Origin of the sequence: Nocardia sp. NPDC127606, from assembly GCF_042671725.1 — a bacterium.
Classification (GTDB): Bacteria; Actinomycetota; Actinomycetes; order Mycobacteriales; family Mycobacteriaceae; genus Nocardia.
Map to the genome: position 1 here is coordinate 174,416 of NZ_JBHXWQ010000008.1, position 15,348 is coordinate 189,763.

Consider the following 15,348-nt stretch of genomic DNA (forward strand, 5'->3'; position numbering starts at 1 on the left):
AACACGGGCCGGTGCCCTGGGATCAGTGACTGGGCCCCATCAGCGGGTCCACCGGCTATGCGAGTTAGTTGTGCGGTTTCTGGGCTCGACGAACAGGAAAGACGGCGCGAGTTGTCTGCAACTAGGGAGATCCGTTGCGTGCGCAAACATGTCGCGCTTCTTCTGCAGTAGTGGCTTCATCGGGATGTCAGTAAACATGGAAATCTGCGATATGAGCAGTGGAGGCGAAAGTGGCGTTCTGGTGGGCCAGCCAAGGCAACAACTACCCGGTGGCGATCGACCAAGGTTCGCTGTGGACGTGTCCGCGAATCAACGGCGCGCTTCCTCCTGATCGGGCGCTGCTCAAACAGTTGCGCGTCGGAGATCTCGTGTTTCACCACTATGACAGCCACGTCCGCGCAATCAGCGTCGTCACCGCTTCGTGGCGCGATGCGCCACGAACGTCGGGATATCCGAACAAGTACGTAGATCGGCTCAACAACGGCTGGCTGGTCACCGTCGACCCTCTCATCACCGGACTGATGATCCACTTCCAACGCGTGGCGCAACTGCTGCCGCACGGCGCACCCGGACCTTTGGACAAGAACGGCACGCCACAACAGAAGTATCTGTCGCCGTTGACCGATGAGCAGGGACGGAAACTGCTCGACGCGGCCGGACTGTTCGTGCCGGACAGCTTCGAGAACCCGTGCTCCGCCCCGCCTCCGACTGCCAGTGACGCCACGCAGGTGGCGACGCGCCGAGTCGAACAGGCACTTCTACGGACATTTCTGCTCCAGGGTCAAGAGACCGGCGCCTGCGAACTGTGCGGGCGGCTACTGCCCGCGTCTCTTCTCGTGGCAGGCCACATCAAACCCCGCGCGCAGTGCACCGAGGCCGAACGGTGGGCCTTCTCGGAGGTCGCGATGCTCGTCTGCGTGCTGGGCTGCGATGCCTTGTTCGAGCACGGCTACCTCACCGTCGATGACACCGGCACAATCAACCCTGGCCGAACACCGTCACACGACATCATCGACACCGTCCATCCCCTCCTCGGCCGCCCCTGCCCCGCCCACACCCCGGCTCGGGCCGCAGCGTTCCGAGCACACCGAGGGCAGTTCACCCAGTTGCGATAGAGATCGAACCGCAGGCATGACACCACCGGTGGATTGGCCTTCTGCGCTGTCACCTCCGCTATGTATGTCTCGCAGCGCAGCGAGCCTGTTCGGTACTGAGATGTACTCGACAGCAACCGTTGTCGACAGATACGTCCGCAGGACCTATCTTGGATGGCAGGCCGCACAACACCACCGATCACAAACTCACTCGGCGCTGCACACCACCAACTCAAATTCAGCCGTTGCAGGCTCCTCGAATCGAACTCAGCCGAAACCAATAACTCTTCGAATAGCGCGGCCACCATAGCTTTCCCGCACTCGCGGGAAGGCTGACCGTCTATTCGACAAGAGGCCTTCAGGTGGGTTCCTCCAACCGATTCGTGGTCGCGCTCGATCTCACGGGTGGACAGTACGTGTCCGCACCGATTGATCCGGCAGACCCCTATTTACATGTGCTCAAGCGCAAGAGCCTGGCCGGGGACCGCACATTGGTGTGTGCCATGTGCTACGCCGAACTCGGTCGAACAGTGCCCATCGTGGTCCGAGCACGACTGGGCGGCAGTCGTCGTCCACACTTCGCTCACCGACCCGGATACGCACCGCCAGGCGGTGAGCATCACCCGGAGTCGTTGTGGCACTTCGACGGTAAAGCGATGCTGGCACGTTGGGCCCAGGCGCAGCCCGATGTTGTCGCGGTCCGCGTCGAGGCATGGCTGCCAGACCATGAGCGCCGCTCCGATGTCCGTGTTGTCTTCGGCAATGGCCGCGAGGTCGCCCTGGAGGTCCAGGGCAACCCGCTAACCGATGAAGAATGGACCTGCCGGCACGACGACTACCGACGAAGCGGTGTGGTCGATATCTGGCTGTGGCATCCCGAAAGCCGCCCGCACTGGATAGTGTTCAGCGATCCCGACGGTCTCCAACAGCTGTGGTCGTTCGACCCTGCTCAGCGTTCGGTGACCTTGTCTGTCGGCGCACCGCACCGCAATCGGCCGACAGAAGCGCCAAGCGGACACGACATCATCTATCGCGCGAGACATCTGCCGCCGTGCGTCGGCGATGAGCTCATCGCTCATTGTTTCACCTCGAGGATCTCAAGCTGACCTCCCAGGGCATCACTCTCCCCGCAGCCCTGCGGCAATCGATCGCGCTCGAACTCCGACGCGAACACGAACGCGCCGAGACACGAAGACAACTCGACCGACGACGGGAACAAGCGGCGTCGTTGCCCGCTCCGAGTCCGGTACCACCAATCCGTCCCGATTCCCGCATGATCAACCGCCCGACCGAATCTCGCCGATCTACCGACGACCGTGCAGCTGCCGCTCAGCTCGAGTGGATCGAACTCGAGAACACATTCATGCGCGTTGGGCATGTTCCGGCCTATCAGGACTCGCCTCGGCTGCGACGTCCCCGCGGGCCATATCAGCATGTGCAGTGCGGGAACTGCGGCAATACCCTTCTCCCGAACACCACCCCAGCCGACATTCAAGCATGCGCGCAGAAGCGGCCACCGGCACCAGCGCTCAATCTGAGAAACCCACAAACTCCATCCTCCGGTCGCCGACCTACCCGGGGCAACGGGCCAGCGGGTTCGGACCAGCTCTCGCTGTTCTAAGTGGTCTACCGGCGTACCACGCCGAGTCTGGAGTGCAGCGAGCAGCTCTATCAACCCAATGACCAGCGATTTTCTGGGTTGCAGAAGGTTGGCGTACTGGTGGATACCCCCTCTCGTACGACACACCTCCGACTCGCGAAAATACGACGCTACAAAGACCGTCCGACAACCTACGGTTCATGTACCGGTCGGTCGAGTTTGTTGGACGCAGCGAACTCGCGGATTCTGTTGTGAAACACTGTGTTCGACGTATCACACTCCGCAGTAGGCCAGGAACTGACCAGATGGTGACGGCGCAAGGGGGGCGTTGGCGCAAATTCCGCGTTCAGTCGTCAGCGATCTCGTCGCGTCCGGCGCGTTCGGCCGCTCTGGCCCCGTGCTCGCTCAGGCGTGAGTAGAACCCGGCTACCCGAGGGGTATGGCGCTGGGCGGCGGCGATCGTGGCACCCTCGTCGCGTAGTCGGATGTCTTCGGGGTAAGGCTGTCCGGGTGTGCCGTGGCGTACTCCGGTGATCGCCGACATTGCCAGTGCGGCCTCGATTTGTTGTTGGGTTTCGGTGTCGAACCGAGTTGACGCGTTCAAGATGTCAGCGACGAATTCAATTTCGTTCAGAATCAAGTCGTTCGGAGCATCGGCGAGTACGGCGGCGATCGCGTCGACGTCGGATACGGGGCTGGTTCGTAGTGCCTCCAGGAGTATCTGCCGGGTCGTGTGGTCGAATCCGCCTGCTGCCGCGATGAACAGCGGCGCTCCGAAGTGCTTGCGCCGTGATGAGGTTCCCTCTGCCAGCCACCCGAGCAGATCGCGGAGAAGTGTGCGATGGTCGGGATGATCGCGCACGGCCAAGGGCTGAGCCCAATAGATGGGTACCGGCTTGAACACAGACGGTACGTCCGATGTTTCGGCGCGTTCGATCCGCCCGCGCAGGAGGTTCAACACCGCGGCTGGCTCCTCGCTGGAACGTCGTCGAAGGAACTCAAGGATCGAGTACTGGTCGATGTCATCGACAGCGTTCAACTGGGTCCAGATCTTCGCTTGGTGGATCGGGGTGAGGTCGGACCATGCGAGATCGTCGTCGATGTCGAAGTACATCAGCACTTCTTGGGCGACCTTGGTAGAGTTGGCGATTTCGATAGCTGCCAGCAGATCGTAGGCCTGCGGCTGATGGGTCGCTGCCAACTGGCGTGCGGCCTCGACGAGGGCGGCACGGATGTCTTCTCGGGCGTCGGTGGTGAGACTGTGCAGGATCTCCAGCTCACCGGGAACTACTGAGTGGATTGCTCGGCTCCGCGTCGCCAGACCCTTCGCTGCTTCAGTGCGAGCCCGGTCATCTGGTGAATCCAACAGAAGTCTGGCGGCCGGGACGAGTTCTTCGGGTAGGTGGTCGCCAGCCGAGCTGAGGACGGTAGTGGTCAACGCTACGAGACCGGGCGAGACATCCTCGGTGAGGCGTTCGAGCAGCGTGGACAGCAAGCTCGGCCGTGCGGCGACCAGCGCTTGGACGAAACGGTTGTGATAGAGGCTGTCGTGCTCGAACGCGTGTACTTCGCGCTGCGCCCGCTGGTCGAGAAGCACTGTGATCGCTTCGTTGTCGAGTTCGTGGATCGCTCGTGTCACGATCTGGTCGATGCGCTCATCGATTGTGCGTCGGTGCTCTTCGTAGGCCATGCCGGGCTCGCGCAGTAGGTGCGCGAAGCGGTGATGGACCATTAAGGCGAAGTGTGCTTCCACCGTATCGGGGATGGCCTCTATCGCGGCGCGGGCGGCGGCGCGGATGGAGTCGGGGGCGTGGTGTGTGGTCCAGAACAGCGCGTCACGCAGCCCAACGAACACCACAGGGTCGAGTGCTGGGGAAGCAGATAGCGTCTCGTGCACCGCGGCGAGCGTGCGCAGGAAATCCGCGGTCCAGCTCTCACGCTCGTCGTCGCTGATCTCACGGCCGAGCAGGCCCCCGGGAAAACGCAGCGCCAGACCGATAAATCCGGTAGCGGCGATGGCACGTTTCGGATCCGCGTGACGCAGTTCCCGCAGTGCCAAGTCGATCGCGCCGCGGCGGATCGGTCGCACTGATTCTTCGTCGATCCGGTAGGCATGCATGGTCAGCGTCGCGCCGGCTAGGTCCGAGCTCGTTATCTCGGTGGCGACCAATGGCTCGATCGGCGATAGCGGAGAGGTTTGGGTCGCGTCCTGCGCCTGCGATTCGGCGATCTCGAGGACCGCCTGACTAAATTCGGGCGACTTGCCGACACTGAACTCCGCGATCTCCCGCAGCGCTTGCAACGCGAGATTGGTCCGTGGACTGCCGGGCTCGGACGACGCTTCCTGTGCCAAGGGCCAGAGGAGTTCGCACACGGCTTTCACCGAGGTGAGCCTGTGGGCGGCCGACCGTAGGACGGCGATGGCCTGGTCTACGGCCGTGCGCCATGTGTGGCGGAAGTATCGAGCCGCGCCCTCGGCGTGCTCGTCGGGCACTGGATTGTCCAGGATCGTCCGAACCACCGCGATCGCTCGGTCGGACTGGAACCAGGCGACTTTGTCGAGTATCCGCAGAACCGAGAGATAAGAGGTGAGATTGCGTTGCAGGAGCTCGGCTTCCACGAAGCTCCACCAAGCGGCCGTAGCCTCGTGGAGGCCGTGGCCGAGGTGCCAGTCCAACCGGGCGATGTTCACGAACGCGTTCATCCACGCCTCGTCACCTGCCGCGCGCAGGACCTCGTCGAGATAGCCGTTGTGATCGCCTGTAGCACGATCGAAGCACGCGTCGGCGAGAATAACGTCGCCAAGAAGGTCGGGCACTATGCGAATCCAGCCATGGCGTTGGACCAGGATGCCAGCGTCTTCGAGACTTCGGAGATGGTGGGAGATCCGAGGGTAGTTGAGACCGACCAGGGTCGATATCGCGTTGCGGAAGACCTCGTCGCTGCTTCGGAATGGTTGCAGCACCGACAGTGCGTCCACGACCGCTCCGCGGTTTTCCGGATCGCCATAGGCAGACGCTGCGAGCAGCGCGTCTTTGAAACCGTGCAGGATGTCACGGCGGATGCTCTCGTGCTGTCCCAAACCCGCGACGGTGAGCTGACCGGACCTGATCAGACGACCGCCCATTGTCGTCGCCAGCGGGCTGTCGCGCGTCGACTCCGCCAACGAGTTCGCATGAATCCGCATGTCGGGGCCCAAGGCCTCCGCCGCCAACGCTCGGGCCGCAGCCGAATCGAGGTCTTCTAGGGCGATAGTCGTCAACTCGCCGAAGTCGAGTCCGGCGTCGCGCAACGAACGCGCCAACTGGTCACGACCGTATGGGCGGGAGGCGATCACGACCCGAGCCGACCGATTACGCGCGATCAGCCTTTTGATGATCGGCCCGCAATCGTTTCGGTCGTGACCGTCATCGATGAACAGAACGATCGCGCCGGTCGCGGGGAGCCGCTCGAACGCTCGAGCATCGGGTGCCGCGTCCTTAGGCAGCAGTCGAACGAACCAATCCTGCCGCTCGAGTTCCTCGGCGATCGACCGCAACAACCGTGTCTTTCCGATGCCGCCCTGACCGAAGACCACCGATACCGGTTGCAGGTCGTTTCGCACTGCGGCGACAACGGTCGCCAACTCCTCATCGCGTCCCACCAACGTCCAATCGTGGGTGAACGCGTGGTCCTGCGACACCAGTGTGTAGAACTCCTCGACTGTCTGCCACGGACTCGGCTCGGCTAGCCCCAGAAACGGCTCCCGGTGGCCCGGAAAATGAGCATCGACGAACCGTGCCGCCTCATCGGTCGACATTCCGAATCGCACATACCGCGACATGTCCTGCCCGTCCCACAGCGACCAGGTGTCAAACCGGCCCATCTCGTCGCGAGCATCCGCAGTCGCGACCTCCCGCCCCAGAAACAGGTAGTTCCGCAGCCCCGGGAACTCGACCGATTCGACCGTCTTCTTGACCTTCGCGGGCCCGAACTGCTCGTGTCGCTTGCACTGACCGGTCGCATAACGCTTGCCGTCCAGCATCAGCAGAAGGTCGATTCCGTCCTGCTCCTCACCGGACCCGCCATAGCGCGTCGCATGTCCACCAGGATGACGATGATCGAGCAGTTCGCGGCAGACGTCCTCGAATTTCTCTGGGGTGAGGGTGTGAAAGGGCAAACTCGATGACAACGGGCGCACCGCCAGACCGCGATCCGCGTCGGGGTCCAGAATTGCCGGATATCCGGCAACACTCAGCAACGGATCGACTTCGATACCCAGTACCTCGGCGACCGCGAACAAGCGCTCGCGGCGGGGTCGCTCGGTCACCCCTCGCTCCCACCGTTCGACCGTCTGTCGACTTACCCCCACCCGACCAGCGACAGCCGCCTGATCCAATCCCGCGGCCAACCTAGCTTCGAACAGCAACTCCGCCAACGTCTGCACTCACGAAGCATACTGAGCGCCCGACCACCCACCATTGTCAACCGATGACCAGTAGTTTTCGGTGTTGCAGCAGGTTGGCGTACTGGTGGATACCCCCTACGGTATCTGGCTTACACACAGGTCATTTTGTCCGGGACCCTGTCAGATCGATCGCCTATAGACCCAATTCCGTTCGGCGAATCGGTTGGTTGGTATCCGGCTCGAAATACTCCTCGGGACCAAAATTCTCGGCCGCCAGTGTGAATTCGAGGCGCGCGCGCTCCTCCCGATGTCGTTGCAAGGGCGTCAGCCCTTGTCGTCTCTGGTGTTCTGCACGGTGGTCGGCGAGCTCGGAACTGATAGCCTGCTGCAGTGCTATGACAGCTACGTCGCGTGCTGCGTCGTCGTTGCCGGCGGCTTGGGCCTGATCTGCGAGGCGGCGGTGTTCGTCTTCGATTGCGATGTGTTCGGCACGGGCTGCCAGTTCGTTGGAGGTGCAGTTGGCCGCACGCGCGGCGGCACGGGCATGTTGGTGTGCTTCGGTTTGCTGGCGATGTACACCGGCCAAGGTGTTGATGCGTTCTTGCAGAATCTTGCGCTGGCGGCGCCGTGTCACCGAAAGCCCATCGATTTCCTCGCGCGCGGTGTCGAGTGCGACAGAGGTGGCGTGGAGTCGACGGATGGCGGTGTCGAGTTCGTCGGCGTACTGCCGGGCGGTTTGTTGTACACGGTCGGCGGCGTTCTGGTGCTCGGCCACGGCCGGATCGGGTTCTACGTCGACTTCATCGTGTCGGATGGGTACGAAGAAGTCGGCCTCGGTGGCAATGTTTCCGAGTCGTTGATGCAGGACTTCGATCGCCTGGGTGAGGTCGTGATCGGTGAGGCGCTGTAGCAAATCGAGCTCTGGCAGTGGTTGTTCGAGGAGCGGGTGGTCGTGGTACCACTGTTCGATGATCGCGCGTCGGGCGGAGTCGAGGGCCTGCCAGTCTCGGCGTAGCATCGCTAATGCCGCAGGCGCGGGGTGTGTTTCGGTGATGTGGGTGCATCGGGCGGTGATGTGGTCGGCGGGGTCGTGATCTGGGATTCCTGGTCGGTTGTTGTCGCGGCAGGAGTGGCACAGGCCGTCGTCGGAGTGCCGCGGCGGCACAGGAATGCTCGCGTTGCGGGAACGTTCGGTGTTGCAGTCGACACACGCGAGTCCCGCGACGGTGGGCATCGCGGCCAGGTCGTAGTCGATCGGGAACCCGACACCGGCTGTCCGAGGTCGCTCGACCGTCCCAAGTTCAGGGCTATCGGACGATTCCGTGTCAGCGAGATAGATATCGAAGGCGTCATAGATATCGAAGGCGTCGTCGCCAGCTGCCTGGATCGGGTCGAACACGGTTGGTGTGCGGGTGGGGTCGGAGTGCTCGCGATGGTCGTAGACGGGGTGTGATCGTTCACGATCCAGGTCGGTGTCGCGGTGGAAGGTGCGCGGATCGGTCTTCGGTATGGACGCTCGGATCAGGGCCCGATGGTGCGGAGATTGGTCCGCAACCCATCGCAATCGAGCTTTCGCGACCGGGAAGCTGTACTGGTACAGGGTGTCTGTGACCGTGGTCAATACGCCGCGTTCTTCCTCGGACAGCGCATTGCTGAACCGTCGGAACGTTTCGACTGCATCGGTAATCCGCCCTGCTGCGAACATTCTTGCGATGTCCTCGATCCCAGACGTCGGGTCGCCGTCGGTGGGATAGCCGGTGTTGTCCAACCTGGCAGGCTCGTCCAGGTTCGGAGGTCGGCGATTCTCGGCGGCGTCGGGCGCCGACGATTGTTCGTAATCGGCGGTTGCTGTGACCGTTTCGGCGACGGTGGGTGCCGAGGGTCGTGTGGCCCGCGGGGGCGACGAAGTGTAGTGATGGAGGGCGTCGATGCGCCAGGCCAGCGCGGCGGCGAGTTGATCGGGTCGCAGCCGCGCGGCGTCATCGGGTTGGGCGCCTTGCAGGAGTTCGTAGGCAGTACTGAGCAGATCGTGTGAGGACCAGGTACTCGCGGCGCGTTCGACAGCGGCGACGACGCGTGGCCATGCCGGTTCGGTGGTGACCTGTTCGGCCATATGGGTGCCGAGAACTGCTTCCAAGTCGGGTAGCCACTCAGGCTGGAGGAGGTCGGTTCCGGTGGTGTCGAGAGCGGAGGGCTCGAGTTCCAGGCGTGCCCATAGAGCGGCGGCCGCCATCTCATCGGGCAATGGGTGGTGTGCGGCGGCATCGGTGAGCAGCGTGGCGATGTCGATTCGTCCACCGCTGGCACAGAACCTTCGAAATCGCTGGACGGCTGGACCACATGGCGGAACAGGGCATAGCCATGGTTTCACGACTTCGTGATGAAGGCCGCGAGACAGAGGTCATAGCCAACTGGTCGAAAGATACCCTCGTGCACAAGTTCGCGAGGTGGGCAGCCCACAGGATGTTCTACGACGAAACTGAAGGCCCCTACACAGAGATGGTTGTACCGAGCGACGAGCCCGGGCAGTGGCGGCCAGTGCGCTATATGTCGGTCACGGTTGCGCTTCGGCACTACGGAATCGGAGATGACTCGTTCGAAGTGCCGCCATGGGATGGCGAAATGGTCCGAGTCAGGGACAACGCATCCGCGTTGCAAGAATCGTACAAGGTTGCGGACGCGTGCTTCGAGTACTTCACCCAGGACCTGATGATTAGCGGGCCGTACGACCAACTTCTCGACCAGCTAGCCGACGAAGTGTTCCACGCTGTCTTCACCAACCGAGCACTCCTCTATGGACTCAACTGGATCGCATCGTGCATCGTGTCCGAGCTCAGCGCCGAAGCATGCGCTGAAACACCCGAGGTAGCGCGGCTGTTCCGAGTCCATGGTGAAGGGAAGCTCAAGCGCACGCGTCCTCCTTCCTGGGCGCAGAAAGCGGTCTTCTACCGTGACAGGGGTCGGTGTACGTATTGTCGGACGGACCTGAGCGGCGTATACGACTCCCTCAGCACCCACAATTTCGACCACATGATCCCGCTAGCGGTCGGCGGCCTGAACGACATCACCAACCTTCAACTGCTGTGCAGGGATTGCAATGCAGCAAAATCTGACAAGTCCCTCGACGCTGGCGAAACCTACCGCCGTTGGTTTCCTCAATAGCGCCACATCGCCGACGCAGGCAAAGGCACGCCCTTGACCACGGCAACTTGCAGATCGACTGCGAGCGCCTGGAGGACAAGCAAGGCTCCGCGCTGACCCCGTGGGCGCGGCTGCGGGCTCTCTGCCTTCATCGAACCAGCAGTTCTCGCGCCGTGCCGGATGCTGTGATGCTGGACCTGTGCCCGACATGGTCTTCCAGGTTATAGCTATCGCTTAAGTGCGGACGACAGCACCAGGCCGGGAGGTCCCCGCCACGAGCACAGGGGTCGATGCGGTGTGTCTTTCGTGGTTCTCAGGGTGCGTAGCGCGAAGCCGACACAGACAACGTTGAGGGTGGACGTGCGTCGTGATCTGGTCAGACGGCGGCAATCGCGTGCAGCGAATGCGCCGCCTCGTACTCCGTCGGCGGGATCCGACCCGGCCGATGCATCGGCCGCGCGGTGTTGTTTTATTGAACCCACGCCGAGGTCGCTTTCTCGACATCGGAGACCGTGACGAATCACCGGCCCTGACTGGAACGGTGAGTCGCATTCGGTTGGGTCCAATAGCGTGGTGCAGGGCCCGACCACCGAACCGGGCCCGAGCGTGGTGTCGTAGCCGGAATAGGGAGCTCACTCTGTACCCCTCGGCGAGGGTACCAAAGGCCACTTCAAGGCGAAACCACGCACAAACCGAAATCGCTTCATCGAACACACGTTCGATATCACTGTTCCGCGGTATGGTTTCGCCATGCCGCAGCAGCCCCGCGAGGAAGTCCAAGAGCGCACCAGCGTAGAGCTCTTCGCGGGCGGCGGCGGTTTGGCGATGGCCGTGGGCCGGGCTAAGTTTCGACCGCTCTTGTTCAACGAGTTCGCGAAGCGCGCGTGTGAGACGCTTGCCAACAACGCGGCCAAGCGTGTCGAAGATGGCGACACGCCGTGGATACCCGCGGGCAAGCAGCGCCCGCCCCTCGTGGAGGGGGATGTGGCGAAGGTCGACTTCGAGTATCTTCGCGACAAGGTCGACGTTCTCGCCGGCGGTCCACCGTGTCAGCCATTCTCCCTCGGCGGTGTGGCGCGGGGCGACGAGGACGACCGTAACGGCTTCCCGCACATGTTTCGCGCCATCCGCGAGATGCGCCCCAAAGCGGTGATTTGCGAGAACGTACGAGGCCTATTGCGCCCCTCGTTCAGGCCCTACTTCGACTACATCGAGCGGGAGCTGTCCCTCCCGTTCGAGCGACGGGCAGAGGGATCCGACTGGGAGGACCACGACGCGACCCTTCGCAGCCTGTCCAGCTCCTCGTCGATCCCGGACGACGAACGCTACGAGGTCGCTCATTTCCCGGTGAATGCCGCCGACTACGGCATACCGCAGATCCGAAACCGGGTGATAATCATCGCCTTTCGCCGGGACCTCGGTGTCGACTTCGACAGGTACCGGCAACTCGTGCGCCCCACGCACTCCGACGCGCGTCTGTACGCGGAAATGCACGACGGCACGTATTGGAGACGTCACCACATGGCGAAAATACCCGCAGCCGTGCGGAAATCGGTCATGGACCGGATCCCCCTTACACTCCAGAGTCCACTGCTCGTGGACGAACTACAGCTCCAGCCGTGGCGGACGCTACGCGACGCGCTACTCGGCGACGAGGCCAATGGGATCCCGCCCCTGCCGGATGTCCCTCCACACCATCTGGACCGCAAGGACCACTGGAAGGACCTTGCCAAGAAGCACTGGAGCCCCGTGACCAGGGCGGTCGCGGTCAAGGACCACATCGGTTGGCCCGACGCGCGAATCTATCCGGGCCACACACCGAACGAGCTGGACCGGCCAGCGAAGACGGTCAAGGCGGGCGTGCATGGCGTACCGGGCGGAGAGTCGGTGATGCGCCTTGACGACGGGTCCTACCGCTACATGACAGTCCGTGAGACGGCCAGGGTGATGACGTTCCCCGACGAATGGGCACTCTCCGGGCCCCGCGGGGAGAAGATGAGGCAGCTCGGGAACGCGGTGCCGGTCCGGCTCGGTGAGGTCTTCGCGACCGCCGTGGCCACGGTCCTCAGCGAGGCGGAGGCCAGACTCGCTGAAAGGGCCAAGGGCGAGAACTAGGTACAACGGTGACTAGGTCAAACTCAAACCGGTGGCGCGACAGGATGCCACCGGACAGCGCGTGGAAGTGTCGACCCGGGTTGGACAGGGCCAAGCGGACGGCGGAGCAGGACCGATCCGCGGGCGGGAACCACAACCGGCTCGTCGGGCTCGACGACGGCCGGGTCGCCCACGCATCAGTCGTTTTGAAGGTGTTGCCGCGTACGCGACGGATCCGCGCCTACGTTCGGTGGTACGACCGCGACAGGACGGTCACGCGCTACGTTGGGGAGGTCGACGCCAGCACGCGGAGGGGGAACCTCGAGCAGGCATGGAAGTCGGTTATCGCGAGGGGCCTCCTGCCGACTCCGACCGACACGACGGGTTCCTGGGCGAGCACCCCTGCCGTCCGGGCGGTGATGCGAGGCAACCGGAGCCGCGATACCGGGCCGGAACTCGCGTTGCGCAAATACCTTTGGGCGCGAGGCCTCCGGTATCGAGTCGACGCGCGACCACTTCCGCAGCTTCGGCGACGAGCTGACGTCGTCTTCGTGGGTCCACGGGTCGCGGTCTTCGTGGACGGTTGCTTCTGGCACGGTTGCCCGGATCATCACAGGCGGTCGCGAAAGAACGCCAAGTTTTGGGAAGCCAAGATCGCGGACAATCGCGAGCGCGATGCCGAGACCGACGTTCGACTCGTCGAGTCGGGATGGACCGTCCTCCGGATCTGGGAGCACGAGGACCCCGCCGCCGCGGCCATACGCGTCGAGGACGCGGTGCTCCAGCACCGGCAAAACCCCTCCGCTAAGACGAGCGTTCACGCCACCACTTCGACTCATCGCTCGCCCTAACCGAGGCGCGGTTGCGGCCGGAGGGGACCTCGATCGTATGTCGCTCAACAGAATTCGCTTTCTCAGCCAGTCCAGCTCGGCTGGGCGAACATGTGCCGTTCCAGCATCGATCCGGTTGACGTGGGCTCCGACCACCGCGATGTCCAGGGTTCGACCTGGTCACGGCTCTCTTTCGGAAGCTATTGTCCGAGACCCACAATCGGGGCACGAAAGACCTGGGCGGACCACGCTACACCGTCGCGGACAACGAGGTACTCCAAACTCTCCGACAACGGATTTGAATTTCCGTCGCCAGCGCTTCCGGCTAGAATTTTGCAGCGCTTCGGGGTCGGTCGACGAGGGAAGGCAACATGTCGCTAGAGGTCAACAAACACGTCCAACGCATACGTCGATACCAGCCGTTCGACGCCGACGCCTCCGAAATGATCTACGAGCAGCAGGCAGACTCTACGCAGACGCTTTTCACTGTTGCCACGCTCGCCTATCTGCAGGCGGCTATCGAGAGGCCGACGACGAAAACCATCGTCCTGACCGGGGACGCCGGACACGGAAAGACGAGCCTGTGCGCCAGCCTTCTTGCTGAGCTGCGGTCCGATGCCGAGTCAGTCACGACCGAAGCCGCCCGAAAGGCCGTTTTCCGCGACCTCTTGGATGCCGGCGACGCGAGCCGCCCGATCGGCGAGACCTATGCAGGTCGCCCGCTGTACATCATCAGAGATCTCAGCGAGCTCAACGTGCGTATAGGCGCCGAGACGCTTGTCGAGCTGCTCGATCCTCCGGACGAGGGTGTTGCGATCATCTGCGCCAACGAGGGCCAGCTACGCAAATGTGTCGCCGAAGACGACACCGGGCGCGCGAAGATTCTGGTGACTACCCTCGCGGCCGGCATCACGCGCGGACAGGTCAGCGACCCCGATGGCCTGGTAACGGTCATCAATCTCAACTACCAGTCCGTCGCGGCCGACAGCCGCAGCGGCGGTCTGATCCAGTGGGTCCTGAGGCAATGGACAATGCAACAGCGGTGGAAGGCCTGCGAGACCTGTGATGCGCGAAACGTCTGCCCAATCCTGGCCAACCGCAACGAACTAAGCGATCCCACTCGTGGGCCTCAGCGCCGGACTGCGATCCGGGACGTGTTCGCCGCGGCTGAGCGCACCGGGGCCGTTGTCACGACCCGCCAGGCGCTGTCGGTAACCAGCTACATGCTGACTGGCGGTCTGTCCTGTGCAGACGTCCATGCCAAGTACAAACGGTCGCACACGGATACGTCGTGGCAGGCTCCCCACATGTATCACCAGGCTCTCTTCGGAGACCGGCTGACCCAGCAACAACGTCATCGGGTTGCGACATTCCTGGCACTACGAAAGCTGGACCCGGGCAAGGTCTCTCGCCGCCAAGTCGACGACCGATTGGATCCAGACGCGGCCGGCGACTTCCCTCCCTCGGACGCCAGCAGCTATCTACAGAAAGTCCGTACGAATCGAGAAGTTCAGAGACAGGCTGAGCAGTTGCGGGGCTTGTACACGTTCCTTCGGCGGGCCGACTTCTTCAACTGCGACGACAACGAGGACCGGTTCGCCCGTATGGGCCTGCTGGCCGGGGACGATTTCATCAGTATCGAGGATGGGAATCGGGACCCGGCAGACACTCGAGTGCGAGATGGGTTTCTCAAGGGCCTGGAGGCTGTCCAAGGTATCTACCGGGCGGGGCGCAACCCCGACTTCTTGATACTCGACCCAGCGTTCCTTACTCACCACGCCCGCGCTGCCGTGATCTCTCGGCGGGAGACGAGTAAGGACATCGAGGTCGTCGACCAGGTCACGCAGTGGCAGCGGGAAAGCCAGACGAACGTCACTCCGGAGATGCAGGACGCTGTCGAATGGCTGAACCGGGCTATCTATATCCGAATCCCGGCCGTTTCCCCCGGCCATGACGCGGTCTCCGTGGAAGCAGATCTTTTGCGCTTCGAGATGCTGACACGGTGGGCCGCGGGCCTGCGGAGCGAGGTCCAGCATGAGGCGGAGATTCGGGGCCTGAGCGCATCCCTTGCGCGGCTGACCGATTCGTCGGACAACGTCAAAGAGATCCAGGTACTGGTTGGCAACGTCATGAGGAAGCTCATGATCGACATCGGCGACAAGATCAGATCGGTGCGTGCGTGATGGTGGCTGGCTACTCCAG

General features: G+C 62.9%; 8 protein-coding genes. 6 read left to right on the plus strand and 2 right to left on the minus strand.

The features are described from left to right. The first annotated feature begins 218 nt into the window (after positions 1–218). Both ACFVJ5_RS28930 and ACFVJ5_RS28935 read left to right on the plus strand, forming a co-directional pair. Positions 219–1,115, plus strand: coding sequence for a hypothetical protein (locus ACFVJ5_RS28930; protein WP_379224869.1), 897 nt, complete (start codon positions 219–221; stop codon positions 1,113–1,115). 341 nt (positions 1,116–1,456) lie between these two features. Then, positions 1,457–2,200, plus strand: a complete 744-nt coding sequence (locus ACFVJ5_RS28935; protein ID WP_379224871.1) for a competence protein CoiA — start codon at positions 1,457–1,459, stop codon at positions 2,198–2,200. Between the two features lie 840 nt (positions 2,201–3,040). Here the strand turns inward: ACFVJ5_RS28935 and ACFVJ5_RS28940 are convergent. Both ACFVJ5_RS28940 and ACFVJ5_RS28945 read right to left on the minus strand, forming a co-directional pair. Beyond that, positions 3,041–7,120 (minus strand): helix-turn-helix domain-containing protein, encoded by a 4,080-nt coding sequence (locus tag ACFVJ5_RS28940; RefSeq protein ID WP_379224873.1) that lies wholly within the window; start codon positions 7,118–7,120, stop codon positions 3,041–3,043. Positions 7,121–7,274: 154 nt separating this feature from the next. Next, positions 7,275–8,849: a hypothetical protein gene (locus tag ACFVJ5_RS28945; protein ID WP_379224875.1), complete on the minus strand. Its 1,575-nt coding sequence runs from the start codon at positions 8,847–8,849 to the stop codon at positions 7,275–7,277. 572 nt (positions 8,850–9,421) lie between these two features. Here ACFVJ5_RS28945 and ACFVJ5_RS28950 point away from each other — a divergent pair. The 4 genes from ACFVJ5_RS28950 (at position 9,422) to ACFVJ5_RS28965 (ending at position 15,329) form a co-directional block, all read left to right on the plus strand. Further along, positions 9,422–10,243 carry an HNH endonuclease gene (locus ACFVJ5_RS28950; RefSeq protein WP_379224877.1) on the plus strand — a complete coding sequence of 274 codons (822 nt, stop codon included), beginning with the start codon at positions 9,422–9,424 and terminating at the stop codon, positions 10,241–10,243. Positions 10,244–10,972: 729 nt separating this feature from the next. After that, positions 10,973–12,337 carry a DNA cytosine methyltransferase gene (locus ACFVJ5_RS28955; RefSeq protein ID WP_379224879.1) on the plus strand — a complete coding sequence of 455 codons (1,365 nt, stop codon included), beginning with the start codon at positions 10,973–10,975 and terminating at the stop codon, positions 12,335–12,337. 80 nt (positions 12,338–12,417) lie between these two features. Then, a complete protein-coding gene (locus ACFVJ5_RS28960) occupies positions 12,418–13,167 on the plus strand; it encodes a very short patch repair endonuclease (protein ID WP_379224881.1) in 750 nt (249 codons plus the stop codon). A 350-nt stretch (positions 13,168–13,517) separates the two neighbouring features. Further along, on the plus strand, positions 13,518–15,329 hold the full coding sequence (locus ACFVJ5_RS28965; protein ID WP_379224883.1) for a hypothetical protein: 1,812 nt from the start codon (positions 13,518–13,520) through the stop codon (positions 15,327–15,329). Positions 15,330–15,348: the final 19 nt, after the last annotated feature.